This is a genomic window from Alteromonas sp. McT4-15 (assembly GCF_020515205.1).
In the GTDB taxonomy this organism is placed as follows: Bacteria; Pseudomonadota; Gammaproteobacteria; order Enterobacterales; family Alteromonadaceae; genus Alteromonas.
In genome coordinates this window covers 51,022-67,284 of sequence record NZ_JAJALG010000019.1, presented here as the reverse complement: position 1 = coordinate 67,284, position 16,263 = coordinate 51,022, and the positions used below count along the sequence as shown (strand labels likewise).

The window sequence follows — 16,263 nt, the reverse complement described above, 5'->3', positions numbered from 1 at the left end:
AACGATGAAAATCATCATTTTGGGCGCGGGCCAAGTGGGCGGAACGCTTGCAGAAAATTTAGTTGGCGAGAATAACGAAATCACGGTTATCGACTCAGACCCTGCTATTCTTCGTTCACTACAAGACCGTCTCGATCTACAGGTTGTTACAGGTGTAGGTTCACACCCAGATGTTTTGCGCAAAGCAGGGGCTGAAGATGCCGATATGCTCATTGCTGTAACTAACAGTGATGAAAGCAATATGTTGGCTTGTCAGGTCGCATATAGTCTATTTAAAACGCCAACAAAAATAGCCCGAGTTCGCTCTGAACAGTACATCATTTATCAGGAACAGCTGTACAAGCAGCAAGACATACCTGTCGACCATATTATTGCCCCTGAACAGTTAGTAACAAAGGCAATCAAACGCCTTATTGACTATCCAGGCGCACTTCAGGTAGTGGAGTTTGCTGAAGGCAAAGCAAGTTTGGTAGCGGTAAAAGCTTACTATGGTGGTTTGCTTGTAGGTCACGCATTATCAGCACTCAAAGACCACATGCCGAACGTTGAAACGCGTGTGGCGGCTATTTATCGTCGTGGACGCCCTATTCGTCCATTAGGGACTACCGTTATAGAAGCTGACGACGAAGTATTTTTTATTGCCGCAACAAAGCATATTCGCGCGGTAATGAGTGAACTGCAAAAGCTTGAATCGAGTTACAAACGCATAATGATAGCCGGTGGTGGTTTGATAGGTGCAGGCCTTGCGAAAAAGCTAGAGCACAATCACAACGTTAAGCTTATCGAATATAGCCCCGAGCGCGCTAAATACCTATCTGCTCATCTTGATAAGACAATTGTCTTTAGTGGCGATGCATCAGACCCTGAATTGCTAAGCGAAGAAAATGTTGAACAGGTCGACGCATTTATTGCGGTTACAAACGACGACGAAGCTAACATCATGTCGGCAATGCTAGCAAAGCGCATGGGTGCACAAAAAGCCATGGTGCTTATTCAACGCAGTGCGTATGTTGACCTTGTTCAAGGTGGTGAAATTGATATTGCATTTTCTCCCCAACAGGCAACTATTTCAGCCCTGCTTACACACGTGCGTCGTGGCGATATTGTTAATGTATACTCGTTGCGCCGAGGCGCAGCAGAAGCTATTGAAGCAATTGCTCACGGTGATGAGAACACATCAAAAGTAGTGGGTAAGCAAATTGGCGACATCAAACTGCCGCCTGGTACAACAATTGGCGCAGTCGTACGAGATGACCAAGTGATCATTGCCCATAGCGACACCAAGATAGAAGCCAACGATCACGTTATTTTGTTCTTAGTCGACAAAAAATACATTAATGATGTAGAAAAGCTCTTCCAGCCCAGCGCATTTTTCTTTGGCTAACTACGCCAAAACGTCGGTGAAAACAATACAAGCAGTGAAAACACTTCAAGTCGGCCAAATACCATTGCGATAACTAGTAGCCATTTTCCAGCGTCTGTGACATCTGCATAGTTTGCTGCCACACTACCTAAACCCGGCCCCAAGTTATTTAACATAGCTGCCGTTGCTGTAAAGGCACTTAAATTGTCTAAGCCAGTGGCGATAAGACCAATCATAATAATAACAAACACCACTGCATAAGCTGAGAAGAACCCCCATACGGCTTCAACCACACGATCAGGCATTGCTCTGTCACCAAATTTTACGCTATATACAGCCTTAGGGTGAATCAGTCTGTCCACTTCTCGCTTACCTTGTAAGAACAGTAAGCAAACCCGAACCACTTTTAAGCCACCACCTGTTGAGCTTGCACAACCACCGATAAAACTGGAAAAAATGAGCATAATGGGCAAAAACGTAGGCCAAACCGAAAAGTCTGTTGTCGCAAAACCTGCGGTGGTACTGATTGATACCGCTTGTATCATCGCCTGATCAAGCGCCTGCTCCGCTGAGCTATAATAACCAGATAAGGTCAGCACTAAGAAACAAATTCCGATAAGCGACGCTTGAATAATGAAAAACGCCTTAAATTCTGGATCTTTAAAATAGCCACGCACAGAACGTGAACTCACCGCCGCGTAGTGCAATGAGAAATTCAGCGCGGCAATTAACAAAAAGACAGTACACACAACGTTAACCATAGGGCTACTGAAATAGCCTAAGCTGGCATCGTGATTTGAAAAGCCCCCGATAGCAACGGTAGAAAATGAATGACATATGGCGTCAAAGACATTCATTCCCGCTAACCAATAAGCCCCCGCACAAGCGATGGTGATTGACAAATAGATGTACCATAAATGCTTAGCGGTATCGGCGATACGCGGTGTCATTTTATTATCTTTTACAGGGCCGGGCGTTTCCGCTCGGTAGAGCTGCATGCCCCCAACACCAAGAATGGGCAGTATCGCTACTGCAAGTACAATGATCCCCATGCCCCCAAGCCACTGTAGCTGTTGGCGATAAAATTGCACCGAATGAGGAAGAAAATCGATCCCTTCAATAACCGTAGCCCCAGTAGTCGTTAGTCCCGAAAACGATTCAAAGAACGCATCGGTCACCGTCATACTAGGCTGTTCAAGTAAAATTAGTGGGATTGCACCTACACTTGCCAGCACCGACCAAAAAAGCGCTACAATCAAAAAGCCTTCTCGCGCCCTTAAGTCGTTCTTTTGCTGGCGATTGGGATACCACAGCGCCATGCCCCCCATAACACACAGCACAAAAGCAAGAACAAATGGCAAGCCACTACCGTCTTGGTATATCAACGACACTATGGCAGGAGGGATCATAGTTACGCTAAATAGCGCTATCAGCAACCCAAGAATTCGTATGATGGCACGGTAGTGCATAGTTCGTTATGCCTTTATTGTTATAAGCGCAGAAGTACTTTAGACACTCGATTATAGGACTATAGCGAACAAGGGGAAACCCTTGTTTCCCCTGTTTTATTTTTATCGTCACAGCACGAAACTTAACTTATTTCATCGCCAAAACGGTTTTTACCATTTTAGCGATACTGTTGTGTGCTTCAGTGATACTTTGTGCAAGCATATAAGCGGGTGTAGTCACCAGCTTAGCTTCATTGTCTACAACAACGTCGTCGACATGACAATCTACGTGATGCGCCCCAAGAGCATTTAACCCTTTTGCAGTGGCTTCATCATTACCAATTGTGAGCTTTACGTTGTTACCATAGACTTTCGCAGCCAGAGCAGGAGCAATACAGGCATAGGCAGCTGGCTTTTTCGCTTTAGCAAAAGCTAAACAGGTATCCATTACCGCTTCATTAAAACTGCAGTTATCACCGTCAACCGCGAACGTGCATAAATTTTTCGCCGCACCGAAGCCACCCGGCAAGATCAGCACGTCGAAATCATTTACGTCACATTCAGTGACGGGCTTTATATTGCCACGTGCAATACGCGCCGATTCAACCAACACGTTGCGCGACTCGCCATCTGCAACTTCACCCGTAAGATGGTTAACCACATGAAGCTGTTCAACATCAGGCGCGAAACATTGATATTGAGCACCGTTGAGTTCTATAGCCAACAGGGTAAGTACCGCCTCGTGTAACTCGGCCCCATCAAATACACCACTGCCGCTTAAAATTACTGCAACTCGTTTCATATAGTCCTCCCAGACGTTATGCCATCTACTTATTCAAAATTTGGCTATTAAACAGTCAACTGTTCAAAAAAAGTTCTTAATAATACGTATATACATTGTAAATGGATATGCTACATTACTCGACCAGCTTGGTTAAACCAAAAATAAACGTACACCAAGTTATCCACATAAAATGGAATGATTTGTAGCAGGTATGCTGTTATCACACCTTTGTCTCATTCCCTTATTTTTCTTGATTTGAACGGTGATCCACTTTTTTACAAAGATCATTCGGATCGGCGTGCCTGACACATTAGATCACAAAGTTATCCACAGCGATTGTGAACTTAACTATGAGATCATGTCACACCATTAATCTTGCTTTCGTTTGTGGCGATCTTAGGTTGCCTGTGGCATTCTTGCGCTCATATTTGATATTGGAAAATCGCCCTTTATGCCTGATTCTAAAAAGCCTCCATTTATTCTTGTTGATGGATCTTCCTATTTATTTAGAGCGTTTCACGGCCTGCCGCCACTGACTAATTCAAAAGGCCAAGACACCGGTGCTATTTACGGTGTGGTTAATATGCTGAAAAGCTTGATCAAACAATACAACCCAACGCATATGGCTGTCATTTTTGACGCAAAGGGCAAAACGTTTCGCGATGATATCTATAAAGAATATAAAGCGAACCGCCCTCCTATGCCTGAAGAACTTAGAAGTCAGATCGAACCTCTTCATGCCATTATTCGTGCTATGGGTTTACCCGTTATCGTAGAGTCTGGTGTGGAAGCCGACGACGTGATTGGGACGCTTGCCAATCATGCCACAGCAAAAGGGATCGACACCCTTATTAGCACCGGTGATAAAGACATGGCCCAATTGGTAAACGAGCACGTTACGCTTATCAATACTATGACAAACCAACTAATGGATGTTGACGGCGTAAATACAAAATTTGGTATTCCTCCTGAATTAGTTATCGACTTTCTTGCACTGAAAGGTGACAAAGTGGATAACATTCCTGGCGTACCAGGTGTAGGTGACAAGAGTGCTCAAGCCTTGTTAAACGGAATCGGCGGCATTGAATCCATTTATCAAAATCTCGATAAGATTGCCGACCTGTCGTTTAGAGGCAGTAAAACCATGGCGGCTAAAATGCAAGAGTATGAAGAGCAAGCACGTCTCTCTTATACGCTCGCAACAATAAGTATTGATCTTGACCTTGAATATGACGTTGAAACACTAACACCTCAGCAAGCTGACAATGAGCAGTTGCGTGATCTATTTGCCGAGTATGAATTTAAACGTTGGCATAGTGAAGTCAGCGCCCTAATTAGTGGCGATAAAGTGGGTGAATCAGTCAGTGACGCCTCAGGCTCTGCATCGTCTAATACACAGAGCAATGCATCTGAAAATAATTTAGACACCTCCCATTCTGTTGAAATTGATAAGTCTCAATACGAAACTGTATTTGATGAAAGGCGTTTTAATGAATGGGTCGCGTTATTAGAAAAGGCCGAGTTATTCGCCTTCGATACCGAAACCACTAGCCTAAATTATATGGATGCTGAATTGGTAGGTGTTTCATTTTGTATTGAACCGGGTAAAGCCGCGTATGTACCTGTTGCTCACGATTACCCCGATGCCCCCAATCAACTTTCGCGCGACATGGTGCTTAATGCGTTAAAACCTATTTTAGAATCTCACGATTCAATAAAAGTCGGTCAGCATATCAAGTACGATAAAAACGTACTTGCAAACTATGACATTACACTGAATGGGATTGGTTTTGACACTATGCTTGAGAGCTATGTACTTAATAGTACGGCGCAACGTCATGATATGGACTCGCTTGCCTTAGCTTATCTGGGCCACAAAACCATTCATTTCGAGGAAATTGCCGGTAAAGGTGCGAAGCAACTTACGTTTAACCAAATACCGCTTGAAGAAGCAGGTCCCTATGCGGCAGAAGATGCCGATATTACGTTACGACTGCATCAGGCTATTTGGGAAAAGTTGAGCGGTATTGACGAGCTTAAGCGTTTGCTCATCGATATTGAAGTACCACTAGCCTGTGTGTTGTCTCGTATGGAGCAACAAGGTGTACTCATAGATAGCCAAAAGCTAAGACAACAGAGTCAAGATCTTGCTACACGTATTGCTGAGCTTGAAAAAGAAGTTCACGAAGAAGCAGGCGAACCCTTTAATCTAGGTTCGACCAAACAGCTTCAGCACATCCTATTCGAGAAAATGTCTCTACCTGTAATTAAGAAGACACCAAAAGGTGCGCCGTCCACTTCTGAAGATGTATTGCAAGAACTCGCTCTTGAGTACCCACTGCCACAGAAAATTATGGAGTATCGTGGACTAACAAAGCTTAAGAATACCTACACAGATAAATTACCTAAGATGATCAACCACCGGACGGGTCGTGTGCATACCTCTTACCATCAAGCGGTTACCGCAACGGGTCGTTTATCATCTACGGATCCTAACTTACAGAATATCCCAATTCGCAACGAAGAAGGCCGTCGTGTGAGACAAGCTTTTGTGCCTCGCGATGGTAATAAAATAGTCGCTGCTGACTACTCGCAAATTGAGTTGCGCATTATGGCGCATTTATCTGGTGATAAAGGCTTACTTGATGCATTTGCGCACGGTAAAGACATTCACAAAGCCACTGCTGCGGAAGTATTCTCAGTGCCATTAGACGATGTCACTACGGAACAGCGCCGAAGTGCCAAAGCAATCAACTTTGGTTTGATTTACGGTATGAGCGCATTTGGTTTATCTAAACAACTTAATATTCCACGTAATGAAGCGCAAAAGTACATGGATTTGTATTTCGAACGCTACCCAGGAGTGCTTGAGTACATGGACAGCACCCGTGAAGGTGCAAAAGAAAAAGGCTACGTTGAAACCGTATTTGGCCGCCGACTTTATCTTCCAGACATAAAGGCAAGTAACGGCGCTCGTCGTAAAGGTGCCGAGCGCGCCGCTATTAATGCGCCGATGCAAGGGACCGCAGCAGATATCATTAAAATGGCAATGATCAAGGTTGATGATTGGATTGCAAAGAATGCTTCAGACGATGTCACAATGATGATGCAGGTTCATGATGAACTGGTATTTGAGATAAAAGAAGAAAAAGTAGAAGAGCACGTGGCGACAATTACTGCATTAATGGAAAATGCAGCAACACTTAATGTGCCATTAGTGGTTGAAGCCGGTGTTGGCGAAAATTGGGATGAAGCCCATTAATTTGGTAATTAGATTACAGCTTTAGGGTTTTGGCGTGTTCATTTACGCTCATTTTGGTAATTTAATTACACCTCACCCTTGCCTTTTTTTCATGTTTTGTTGTAATATTACGCATGTAGGGTACAGAGGTGAGAAAGCTGTTTTCAAACCTTTGCTTTAACCCCGACAATTTGTCGGGGTTTTTTTATGTCTAAAGAAAATAAAAATCATTTATTTTCAATCACTTATATCTTTAATTGCCTTTTTAATTATTTTTAGTGAACTTCTTTATTTCTGACGACTCTATATCTACGGTTTTTATGTGTTTTCTCTCAGTTTACGCCTCGCTTTTAGCGGGGCGTTCTTTTTTGTAAAAGCAGTAGCTTAGTAAAAACGATTGCCTGTTAAAGACAATAGCAAGAAATGACTACTCTTCATCAAAGCTAGCTTCATCCGCATCAGCGTCAGCGTCTTTGTTCAACCCAAACCAACCGTCGAGAATACGCTCTAACTCTGGTAAGCCATGTTTATTTAATGACGAGAATGTTTGTACAGTGACATCCCCCATAAACGCCATAGCCGCTTCTTGTGCCATCAGTAACGTCGCCTTTCGTTTACCCGATTTAAGCTTGTCTGCTTTAGTAAGCAATGCAAGTACCGGAATATTAGAGTCGACAGCCCAATGGATAAGATCCTGATCTAAATCTTTGAATGGGTGGCGAATATCCATAAGCACCACAAGGCCTTTAAGTGATTTACGCTTTTGTAGGTATTCTCCTAACGACGCTTGCCACTTTTTCTTCATCGCTACAGGGACTTTGGCAAAACCATACCCTGGTAAATCAACTAAGCGCAGGTCTTCTTCTAACTCAAACACATTAATAAGTTGTGTACGACCCGGTGTTTTACTGGTTCGAGCCAAGTTCTTTTGACGGGTTAATGTATTTAACGCACTTGATTTCCCTGCGTTCGAGCGGCCAGCAAACGCCACTTCTATTCCGGTATCATTCTTTAAGTGACGAATATCCGGTGCACTGGTAAAGAATTTTGCTTTGGTGTAATACGACATCTAGACTAATCTCCACATGCGTCACAACCTTGGGTTTACAGTTTTTTAATGAATAAACCAACTAAAAACCATAGTTTTATCATGGAATAGGTTTTTCTGACGCGTTAAATGTGTAAAATACGCATGATATCACGTATATCACGCGAGCCGTTGGATCCATTTAAGAGATTTATTATGAAAAAACTGTGTTTGTTGGTATGTATGTCTTTAGGTTTAAGCGCAACTGCTGTAGCAGAAGGCGATGCCGAGGCAGGTAAAGCGAAGTCAGCTGTTTGCGCAGCATGTCATGGGCCTGATGGTAACAGCATGATTGACATGAACCCTAAGATTGCTGGCCAGCATGAAAAGTACATTGTTAAACAACTGATGGAATTTAAACTTGCTTCACAAACAGGTGGTGAAGAAGGCCGTAACAATGCTGTAATGAACGGTATGGCTGCCCCACTTTCAGAGCAAGATATGAAAGACTTAGCAGCGTATTTCTCTAGCCAAGATCAAAAGCCTGGTGAAACTCCAGAGCAATATGTTGAAGCCGGTCGCGCTCTGTATCAAGGTGGTGACGAGGAACGTGGTGTAACAGCATGTATTGCTTGTCACGGTCCTAAAGGTAACGGTATGGCCCTAGCAGGTTTCCCTGACATCAGTGGTCAGCACGCAACATACACGGCTTCACAGCTGAAAGCCTTCCGCTCAGGCCAGCGTCATAATGATATGAACGGCATGATGCGTGACATTGCGATGAAATTAACCGACGAAGATATCGAAATTTTATCTAACTATATCGCAGGCTTACACTAAACTGTTCTGTTTTTAAGCACTGTTGTTAAAAATTTGTTACCGAAAAAGTTGTATTTTGAAATTATTCGTGTAATCTAACGGCGTAGTTTGTAGGAGCCTTTGAAAAGCTACAAGCTAAATAACAAGAATAATAATAAAAATACAACATGGATGACGGGATAAAGAGCCACGAAGGCCAACAACAACAATAGCGCTCTGCTAAAAACAAGAATAAGGGGAGCAAAGCTAGGGAAGCCAGCTTACACATAGATGTGTATAACGGGAGAGGTGTCATCTGACACTCATACAATGTAAGGTGATGGTGAAAACCATCACCTTTTTCTTTTTTATAACCCCAAAAATAATTACATTCCTGTATTTACTTAATAATCGTTTATGTCTTGTCCTCTTTGCCAACATTCTCATTCTAGTATCGACTATGCTACAGATAAGAAGCGCCATTACCTGCAATGTACAGTGTGCGATTTGGTTTACGTAGCCCCTGAATACCTTCCCTCTCAAGAGAAGGAGAAGCAGGAATATGACCTGCATGAAAATAATTTTGAGGATGAAGGTTATAGAAAGTTTCTTGGAAAGGTTTTAACGCCACTTTCAGCATATATTTCATCTAATAAGAATAATGAATTAAAGGCATTAGATTTTGGTTGTGGTCCAGCTCCGGTACTAGCACAAATGTTAGAAGAGCTTGGTGTGAGCACTAGAGTATATGATCCCTTTTTTGCCAACAATCCTGAAGCATTACAACACACCTATAACATTATCACCTGCACTGAAGCTATAGAGCATTTTCATCAACCTCATCGCGAATGGACAATGTTCTGTCGCTTATTGGCAGAAGATGGAATATTAGCGGTGATGACAAAACGTGTAATTGATAAAGCGCGCTTCGCTAGTTGGCACTATAAAAACGATCCAACGCATGTGTGTTTCTTTAGTGAATCAACCTTTCAGTATTTAGCCCAACGAGATGGATTCAACGTCGTATTCCCCACCAATGATGTTGCGTTATTTTATAAAGGCTCTGGTTTCAATTGATTTTTTAAACTTCACCCAAAGATCAATACGCGCAAGCGAATTCGCGCTATAATAGCGTTGTTTTTTCACTCTCTTTGTTAATTGGAAATTATGGCACGTTCTAAGAAATCTCGTAAAGTCGGTCTTATCGGCGTTCGAAAAGACCCAGACTTCAAACCAAGCGAAAACCGCAAATCAGACTCGCCCCGCCCCAAAAAGCATAAAGGCAAGCCAGCGGGTAGCCGCCATAATGTAGAGCAACAGAAAGTTTCTGGTAAAAAAAGTGCTGAGAAGAAAGATCCTCGTATCGGCAGTAAAAAACCAATCCAATTGGTAAAAACATCGGTAACGCCTACACCAGCACAAAAGAAAAAGTACGCCACACCAGCACAAGAACTTGCAGCATTAGAAGCAGATCAACGTTTGTCAGACTTACTCGATAAGTTAGATGATGACAAGCCGCTTACACGAGAACAGCAGGCTTATGTTGATGAGAAGATGGCCCGTCACCGCATTCTGTGCGACTTGCTAGGTATCGTTGAAGACGACGATGAAGATGACGATATAGATCCGTTTAGTGATTTAGACGCTATTAACATCGACGACTTTAAGCAGTAATAATTTCAGGGTAACTTATGCTTTGGGCAGTACTTTCAGGCATCGCAATTCTCATTATTCTCGGTCTTGGTTTTTATGCCGGTAAATTGCTGTTTTTACTTAAACAGCAAAAGATCAGACAAGAAGCCACCCGTCAGTCGCGAATAGGTACAATTACCGAGAGCTTGGTGTTAATTGCTAAAGCAATGGAACAGCAGCAATGTGAATTGTCCGAAGGCGTAATTCGCATTGTAAACCTGCTCAACGCATTGCCAATAGTTTCTCCGCCAGACTTTAAGGCGCAATACCCACACATATACGCACTGTTTACCGAGGTCAGCGGCTTTGCCATCTTAGAAGCACGCCAAAAGTTGTCGAAAAGTGAGCGAAGAAAACAGGATATCGCGCGGGAACAAATTGAGTCAGAATATGAGACAAAAGTGTTAGCAGAATTGCCTGCGCTGCAGGCCTATTGCGAAACGCTTACACAATAGGCGTAATACGCGCGTTGTTATCACACAGTCCAACTTATTTGATAGCAGCGCTACACGCTTTGTCGTAACAATGACACCCAACTTCATGATCATTCACCATACCAACTGCCTGCATAAAGGCGTAGCAAATCGTTTCTCCCACAAAATTGAACCCTTGTTTTTTTAATGCTTTAGACATTGCCTTGGAAGCTTCAGTTGATGTTGGCGCTTCCCTAAAATCTTTCCAGTGATTTACAACGGTTTTTCCGTCTGTAAATTGCCATATAAACTCACTAAAAGGTTGGCTCTTTTCTATCGCTAAATACCCTTTAGCATTACGAATAATCGACTCTATCTTAAGCTTATTTCTGACAATTCCCTTATCGTGCATTAAACGTTCAACATCACTGTCTGTCATTGTTGCTATTTTCACAGGGTTAAACTGGTGAAACGCGTTCTCATAGTTTTGTTGTTTTTTTAAAATGGTTATCCACGATAATCCCGCTTGTTGACCATCTAAACACAGTTTTGCAAAAAGCGCTTGGCTATCGGTTTCGGGAATTCCCCACTCATTGTCGTGATATGCTTGATAAATTGGGTCGTTACCCACCCAACCACAGCGATTTAATTGATCTGGCACCATGAATTTGCATTTCCTTGCTGTATTGAAGGCTTTCGTGACGTTTTTTCACCCTTTACACCTACATACTATGCCCTACAAATTGTATACTATCCCACCTTTATTTTAGTCAGATAACTAATAAGCAGCGGATGTATGCAGAAATACGATATTAAAACCTTTCAAGGGTTGATCCTTGCGCTTCAAGATTACTGGGCGCGTCAGGGCTGCGTTATTATTCAGCCTCTGGATATGGAAGTGGGTGCAGGTACGTTTCACCCTATGACCTTCCTCCGTTCTCTAGGTCCAGAGCCAATGAGTAGCGCCTATGTTCAACCGTGCCGACGCCCAACAGATGGTCGTTACGGTGAAAACCCAAACCGCTTACAACATTACTATCAATTTCAAGTAATGCTGAAGCCTTCGCCTGACAATATTCAGGAGTTGTATTTGGGCTCATTGAAAGAGTTAGGTTTTGATCCGTTAGTTCACGATATTCGCTTTGTAGAAGACAACTGGGAATCTCCAACGCTCGGTGCATGGGGTCTTGGTTGGGAAGTATGGCTAAACGGTATGGAAGTCACTCAGTTCACCTACTTCCAGCAAGTTGGCGGCATAGAGTGTAAGCCTGTTACTGGCGAAATCACTTATGGTCTCGAGCGTTTGGCTATGTATGTACAAGGCGTTGACAGTATTTACGACCTGGTATGGACTGACGGCCCAATGGGCAAAGTCACCTATCGAGATGTGTTCCATCAAAACGAAGTCGAACAGTCTACGTATAACTTTGAGCACGCTAACGTAGATGCGCTATTTAGAACCTTCGACGAATGTGAAGCAGAAAGCCAGAAATTAATTGAAAATAACCTGCCTCTACCTGCTTACGAGCAAGTAATGAAAGCATCGCATGCATTTAACTTATTGGATGCACGCCACGCAATTTCAGTAACAGAGCGTCAACGTTATATCCTTCGTGTTCGTACACTTGCCAAAGCATGTGCAGAAAGTTATTACCAAGCACGTGAAGCGTTAGGCTTCCCACTATGTAACAAGGAGGCATAAGCGTGCGTACAGAGAATTGTTTAGTAGAATTAGGTACTGAAGAGCTTCCACCAAAAGCGCTGAAATCGCTAGGCGAAGCATTTGCCACTCAGTTTGAAGCAGCGCTAACGCAAGCAGATCTAAGTTTTGGTTCTGTTAGCTGGTTTGCCGCGCCTCGTCGTTTAGCTGTTTATGTGTCAGCGCTTGCTGAAGGTCAGGCTGATAAAGTTGTAGAAAAGCGCGGACCAGCAGTTTCAGCGGCGTTTGATGCAGATGGTAACCCCACTAAAGCTGCACAAGGCTGGGCTCGTGGAAATGGCATTAGCGTTGAAGAAGCTGAGCGCTTAGTGACTGATAAAGGCGAGTGGTTGCTTCACAAATCGCATGTACCTGGTCAATCAGTAGCCCAATTGCTTGAAGGATTAATTAACCAAGCAGTAAGTAAACTACCAATACCAAAGCCAATGCGTTGGGGCAATTACAATACGCAGTTTATCCGCCCTGTTCACACGTTGTGTGTGCTGTATGGCAGTGAAGTGGTGAATGTATCTGTACTTGGTCTTACAAGCGGACGTACAGTGCAAGGGCACCGTTTCCATGGTGAATCGCGCTTTGAACTTGACCATGCTGACAACTATGCAGCAGCATTGGAAAAACAGTATGTACTTGCGGACTTTGAAGCACGTAAAGATAAAGTACGACAGCAATTAGAGGATGCCGCTAACACGCTATCGCTTGCACCAGATTACAACGAAGAGTTGCTAGAAGAGATTGCGTCATTGGTAGAATGGCCTGTAGTGCTACAAGCAGGTTTTGATAAAGCGTTTTTAGAAGTACCTAAAGAAGCGCTTATCTACACCATGAAAGATGACCAAAAATATGTGCCACTGCTTGATTCATCCGGCAATCTGTCAAATACGTTCTTATTCGTAAGTAACATTGAAAGCCAAGATCCAACGCAGGTAATTTCAGGTAACGAAAAAGTTATCCGCCCTCGCCTCGCTGACGCTGAGTTCTTCTTCAATAGTGATAAGAAGACTACCTTAGAAAGCCGCTTAGATAGCTTGGCAACTGTGCTGTTTCAAAAGCAACTCGGTACACTTAAAGAGAAATCTGAGCGCATTTCTGCCTTGGCTGGGTTTATAGCTACACAAATTGATGCAAATGAAACGCAAGCTGCACGCGCAGGCTTACTTGCCAAGACTGACCTTATGTCAAACATGGTAATGGAGTTTCCAGACGTTCAAGGTGTGATGGGTAAGTACTATGCATTAAACGACGGTGAAGATGCACCAGTAGCCGAAGCGCTTTACGAGCAGTATATGCCGCGATTTGCTGGTGATTCATTGCCAAGTTCGGGAGTAAGTGCATCGGTTGCGCTTGCAGATAAGCTCGATACCCTTGTAGGTATATTTGGTATTGGCCAACTACCAAAAGGTGATAAAGATCCTTTTGCGCTTCGCCGTGCAGCAATTGGTGTGCTTCGAATTATTACAGAGCTATCGTTGCCGCTTGATTTAGACGTACTTGTAGCAAAAGCGGTCAATGTTTATGGTAATAAGCTTACCAATCAAGACACACAGACACAAGTTGTTGACTTCGTTCTGGGTCGATTCACCGCTTTATTGCAAGACCAAGACGTAGCGATAGATGTTATCCAAGCGGTAGCAGCGCGTCGCCCTACCAAGCCTGCGGATTATCTTGCTCGGGTTAACGCTGTTGCGGCGTTTAAAGCGTTAGAGGAATCTGAAGCGCTTGCCGCAGCAAATAAACGGGTTGCCAATATTCTTGCTAAACAAAATGTAGAGGTTACTAGCGAAATTCACATCGATTCAACGCTATTAACTGAAGATGCTGAGAAAGCACTGAATTCTGCATTAGTAACTGCGCAATTGCAGGTAAATGAAGCATTAGCGTCACAAGATTATCAGCGTATTTTGACTACGTTAGCTACGCTACGTGAAGTGATAGATAACTTCTTTGATAATGTTATGGTAATGGCTGATGATGCCGCAGTGAAACAAAACAGACTTGCTTTGTTGTCACTTTTAAGGCAACTTTTCCTAACGACTGCAGATATATCTATCCTTGCAAAGTCTTAGGCTAATCATTTTGGTGGTGCTTGCATCTACCACTTAGATTAAAAGCCCAACGAAGTGTTGGGTTTTTTTTTACCCATGGAGTAGTTGTGAAAAAGTTATTTAGTATTCTTACTCTTTGTATTGCGCTTTCTGCATGTTCAAGTAGTGGCAGTTTCAATATTCCAGAAATCATGCCGGATACACCACGAATTCAGTTCGAAAACATGTTTTTGCGTGGTGTTTTCAACTGGTGGGAAGCAGACCCAAGCTACAAATTTAAGAGTACCAGTACAGGTTGGGTGGTAGATGTTGAACTCATTGCCGACGGTCAACCTTACGACTTTCGTCTTTCAGACGCAAAATGGACGCCCTCACAGAGCTGTGGAGGCAAATATAAGGGTCAACCTGTAATGTTGGGTGCCACGGTTTATTTAATCTGTGAGCAAGGCTCAGAGAACCTTCAGTTTACGCCTTCATCAACGGGCAAATACCGTTTCACTATTAGTCCTGCCAGTGCCGGCGAAATTGCGCTATTGGTTAGCAAACTATAGTTGTTTCATTGATTATATTTGGTGGTCTGATAGTAGGCCACCATACGTTTTTACTAGAACGCTTGAAACTCTATCTCAGCTAATTCCATTTCACCTGTTGCGGACTTATCGAATATTAAGTCGTACTTAAAGCCTTTTAAATCTAGCTCCCAATAATTATCCGCCAATTCAAAGATTTTATCTTCAAACATTTTTTTGATTAAGTTACTACTTTGCCTCGAATAGAGTTCTCCATATCGCCATTTCGTTGCTTTGGCTTTGGTATCAAAAAATGCGTTAGACAACAGTACTTTCTCAATTTCATTGTCACTTGAAATGATGGCTAAATGGTTGTCATAAACAAATAATAGGTTTCCGTGTTGTGTTGCTGCTGTGAAAATGGGCGATAATTTTAGTTCACCAATGTTGGTACTTTCTTCTTCTAAACGATTATCTATTATAATGGTATATAGGTCTTGGTAAGAGATAACATTATCTGGAAAGCTTGAAAGCGTGATATCACTCTCGTCGTCAACGTGGCCATATACGTAATTATATACAGTCCAGTCTTCGTCCTTAGACACACTCGCAAGTGCTAATTCAATATCTATGTAAATGCCTGTTTCTTTGTTCTGTATTCGATAAGTAGTATCGTTCACAAAGCTCCCACTCAACCTTTCAATAAGCGTTTTCTTACTATCCCCTTTTTTTACATCCTTCCCTATTACCCAGTTGTTCGTAGGTCGCTCGTCAAATGCCATGTAGTTCGACAAGCGCTTGGGAATCCATCTGTTGTCATTTTGTATGCGGATCACGCGATTATGCTTTGTTAAAACCCACAAATTTCTCCCGTACGAATAAAGTGTGTGTTCTTCATCAATTTTGTACTCTGAAGTTGGAACACCGAATAACGCGGTCATTTCTGAAATCGTTGTCCCATACATTAGGCCAAATACACCGTTATCTAGAGAAACATTATTGTTGATTAATGGATTAGCTCTATTTTTTTTACCATTACCTAATAACTTGCCAACGTCGAAAACAAAAGCTTTGCCCTCTTCATTTTTGGAGCGAGTATCGTTACTCTCATTAACTGACACGGCTGAAGTAGGCATCTGATACTTATCAACATTATTCAAGGCGGTTGCCTCAAACATCATCATTGTTAAGGTCACTGCTACACCACACTTCGATAGTAAGGTCAT

Annotated in this window: 14 protein-coding genes; 9 read left to right on the top strand and 5 right to left on the bottom strand. The window is 42.8% G+C overall.

Annotation, left to right across the window (positions count from 1 at the left end; translation table 11 throughout):
• Positions 1 to 4 precede the first annotated feature (4 nt).
• The gene (gene trkA / locus LHL20_RS13730; RefSeq protein ID WP_202263043.1) at positions 5 to 1,384 is read left to right on the top strand and encodes a Trk system potassium transporter TrkA; all 1,380 of its coding nucleotides are present in this window, start codon (positions 5 to 7) and stop codon (positions 1,382 to 1,384) included.
• On the opposite strand, the gene LHL20_RS13725 is transcribed toward trkA, so the two are convergent.
• Both LHL20_RS13725 and elbB read right to left on the bottom strand, forming a co-directional pair.
• Positions 1,381 to 2,832, bottom strand: a complete 1,452-nt coding sequence (locus LHL20_RS13725) for a TrkH family potassium uptake protein (protein WP_202263042.1) — start codon at positions 2,830 to 2,832, stop codon at positions 1,381 to 1,383. The two genes, trkA and LHL20_RS13725, sit on opposite strands and share 4 nt — an antisense overlap.
• Positions 2,833 to 2,959: 127 nt before the next feature.
• Positions 2,960 to 3,613, bottom strand: coding sequence for an isoprenoid biosynthesis glyoxalase ElbB (gene elbB / locus LHL20_RS13720; protein ID WP_226433694.1), 654 nt, complete (start codon positions 3,611 to 3,613; stop codon positions 2,960 to 2,962).
• Positions 3,614 to 4,046: 433 nt separating this feature from the next.
• Between elbB and polA the strand changes: the two genes are divergently transcribed.
• A complete protein-coding gene (gene polA / locus LHL20_RS13715; RefSeq protein WP_226433693.1) occupies positions 4,047 to 6,857 on the top strand; it encodes a DNA polymerase I in 2,811 nt (936 codons plus the stop codon).
• A gap of 406 nt (positions 6,858 to 7,263) precedes the next feature.
• On the opposite strand, the gene yihA is transcribed toward polA, so the two are convergent.
• A complete protein-coding gene (gene yihA, locus LHL20_RS13710) occupies positions 7,264 to 7,905 on the bottom strand; it encodes a ribosome biogenesis GTP-binding protein YihA/YsxC (protein WP_226433692.1) in 642 nt (213 codons plus the stop codon).
• Positions 7,906 to 8,079: 174 nt separating this feature from the next.
• Between yihA and LHL20_RS13705 the strand changes: the two genes are divergently transcribed.
• From LHL20_RS13705 to LHL20_RS13690, 4 genes are all read left to right on the top strand, one after another.
• Positions 8,080 to 8,703 (top strand): c-type cytochrome, encoded by a 624-nt coding sequence (locus tag LHL20_RS13705; protein ID WP_202263038.1) that lies wholly within the window; start codon positions 8,080 to 8,082, stop codon positions 8,701 to 8,703.
• 456 nt (positions 8,704 to 9,159) lie between these two features.
• Complete coding sequence (locus tag LHL20_RS13700) at positions 9,160 to 9,738, top strand: class I SAM-dependent methyltransferase (RefSeq protein WP_226433707.1); 579 nt, start codon at positions 9,160 to 9,162, stop codon at positions 9,736 to 9,738.
• Positions 9,739 to 9,828: 90 nt separating this feature from the next.
• Positions 9,829 to 10,335 (top strand): Der GTPase-activating protein YihI, encoded by a 507-nt coding sequence (yihI, locus tag LHL20_RS13695; protein WP_202263036.1) that lies wholly within the window; start codon positions 9,829 to 9,831, stop codon positions 10,333 to 10,335.
• Positions 10,336 to 10,352: 17 nt separating this feature from the next.
• Complete coding sequence (locus tag LHL20_RS13690; protein ID WP_202263035.1) at positions 10,353 to 10,808, top strand: DUF2489 domain-containing protein; 456 nt, start codon at positions 10,353 to 10,355, stop codon at positions 10,806 to 10,808.
• Between the two features lie 34 nt (positions 10,809 to 10,842).
• Here LHL20_RS13690 and LHL20_RS13685 read toward each other — a convergent pair whose 3' ends face one another.
• Positions 10,843 to 11,430 carry a DNA-3-methyladenine glycosylase I gene (locus tag LHL20_RS13685; protein WP_226433691.1) on the bottom strand — a complete coding sequence of 196 codons (588 nt, stop codon included), beginning with the start codon at positions 11,428 to 11,430 and terminating at the stop codon, positions 10,843 to 10,845.
• A gap of 132 nt (positions 11,431 to 11,562) precedes the next feature.
• Here LHL20_RS13685 and glyQ point away from each other — a divergent pair, with 132 nt between their 5' ends.
• From glyQ to LHL20_RS13670, 3 genes are all read left to right on the top strand, one after another.
• Entirely contained in the window at positions 11,563 to 12,468 is a 906-nt protein-coding gene (gene glyQ, locus LHL20_RS13680; RefSeq protein WP_202263033.1) for a glycine--tRNA ligase subunit alpha, read from the top strand.
• 2 nt (positions 12,469 to 12,470) lie between these two features.
• Positions 12,471 to 14,549: a glycine--tRNA ligase subunit beta gene (glyS, locus tag LHL20_RS13675; protein ID WP_226433690.1), complete on the top strand. Its 2,079-nt coding sequence runs from the start codon at positions 12,471 to 12,473 to the stop codon at positions 14,547 to 14,549.
• Between the two features lie 86 nt (positions 14,550 to 14,635).
• Positions 14,636 to 15,079, top strand: coding sequence for a hypothetical protein (locus LHL20_RS13670; RefSeq protein WP_226433689.1), 444 nt, complete (start codon positions 14,636 to 14,638; stop codon positions 15,077 to 15,079).
• Between the two features lie 53 nt (positions 15,080 to 15,132).
• On the opposite strand, the gene LHL20_RS13665 is transcribed toward LHL20_RS13670, so the two are convergent.
• Positions 15,133 to 16,263, bottom strand: a complete 1,131-nt coding sequence (locus LHL20_RS13665; RefSeq protein ID WP_226433688.1) for a hypothetical protein — start codon at positions 16,261 to 16,263, stop codon at positions 15,133 to 15,135.

Excerpts from the sequence above, each read along its gene's own strand:
- yihI (WP_202263036.1), top strand. The coding sequence starts at position 9,829 with ATGGCACGTTCTAAGAAATCTCGTAAAGTCGGTCTTATCGGCGTTCGA.
- LHL20_RS13690 (WP_202263035.1), top strand. The coding sequence starts at position 10,353 with ATGCTTTGGGCAGTACTTTCAGGCATCGCAATTCTCATTATTCTCGGT.
- LHL20_RS13665 (WP_226433688.1), bottom strand. The coding sequence starts at position 16,263 with ATGACCTTACTATCGAAGTGTGGTGTAGCAGTGACCTTAACAATGATG.
- yihA (WP_226433692.1), bottom strand. The coding sequence starts at position 7,905 with ATGTCGTATTACACCAAAGCAAAATTCTTTACCAGTGCACCGGATATT.
- polA (WP_226433693.1), top strand. The coding sequence starts at position 4,047 with ATGCCTGATTCTAAAAAGCCTCCATTTATTCTTGTTGATGGATCTTCC.
- trkA (WP_202263043.1), top strand. The coding sequence starts at position 5 with ATGAAAATCATCATTTTGGGCGCGGGCCAAGTGGGCGGAACGCTTGCA.
- elbB (WP_226433694.1), bottom strand. The coding sequence starts at position 3,613 with ATGAAACGAGTTGCAGTAATTTTAAGCGGCAGTGGTGTATTTGATGGG.
- LHL20_RS13725 (WP_202263042.1), bottom strand. The coding sequence starts at position 2,832 with ATGCACTACCGTGCCATCATACGAATTCTTGGGTTGCTGATAGCGCTA.
- glyQ (WP_202263033.1), top strand. The coding sequence starts at position 11,563 with ATGCAGAAATACGATATTAAAACCTTTCAAGGGTTGATCCTTGCGCTT.
- LHL20_RS13705 (WP_202263038.1), top strand. The coding sequence starts at position 8,080 with ATGAAAAAACTGTGTTTGTTGGTATGTATGTCTTTAGGTTTAAGCGCA.
- LHL20_RS13685 (WP_226433691.1), bottom strand. The coding sequence starts at position 11,430 with ATGGTGCCAGATCAATTAAATCGCTGTGGTTGGGTGGGTAACGACCCA.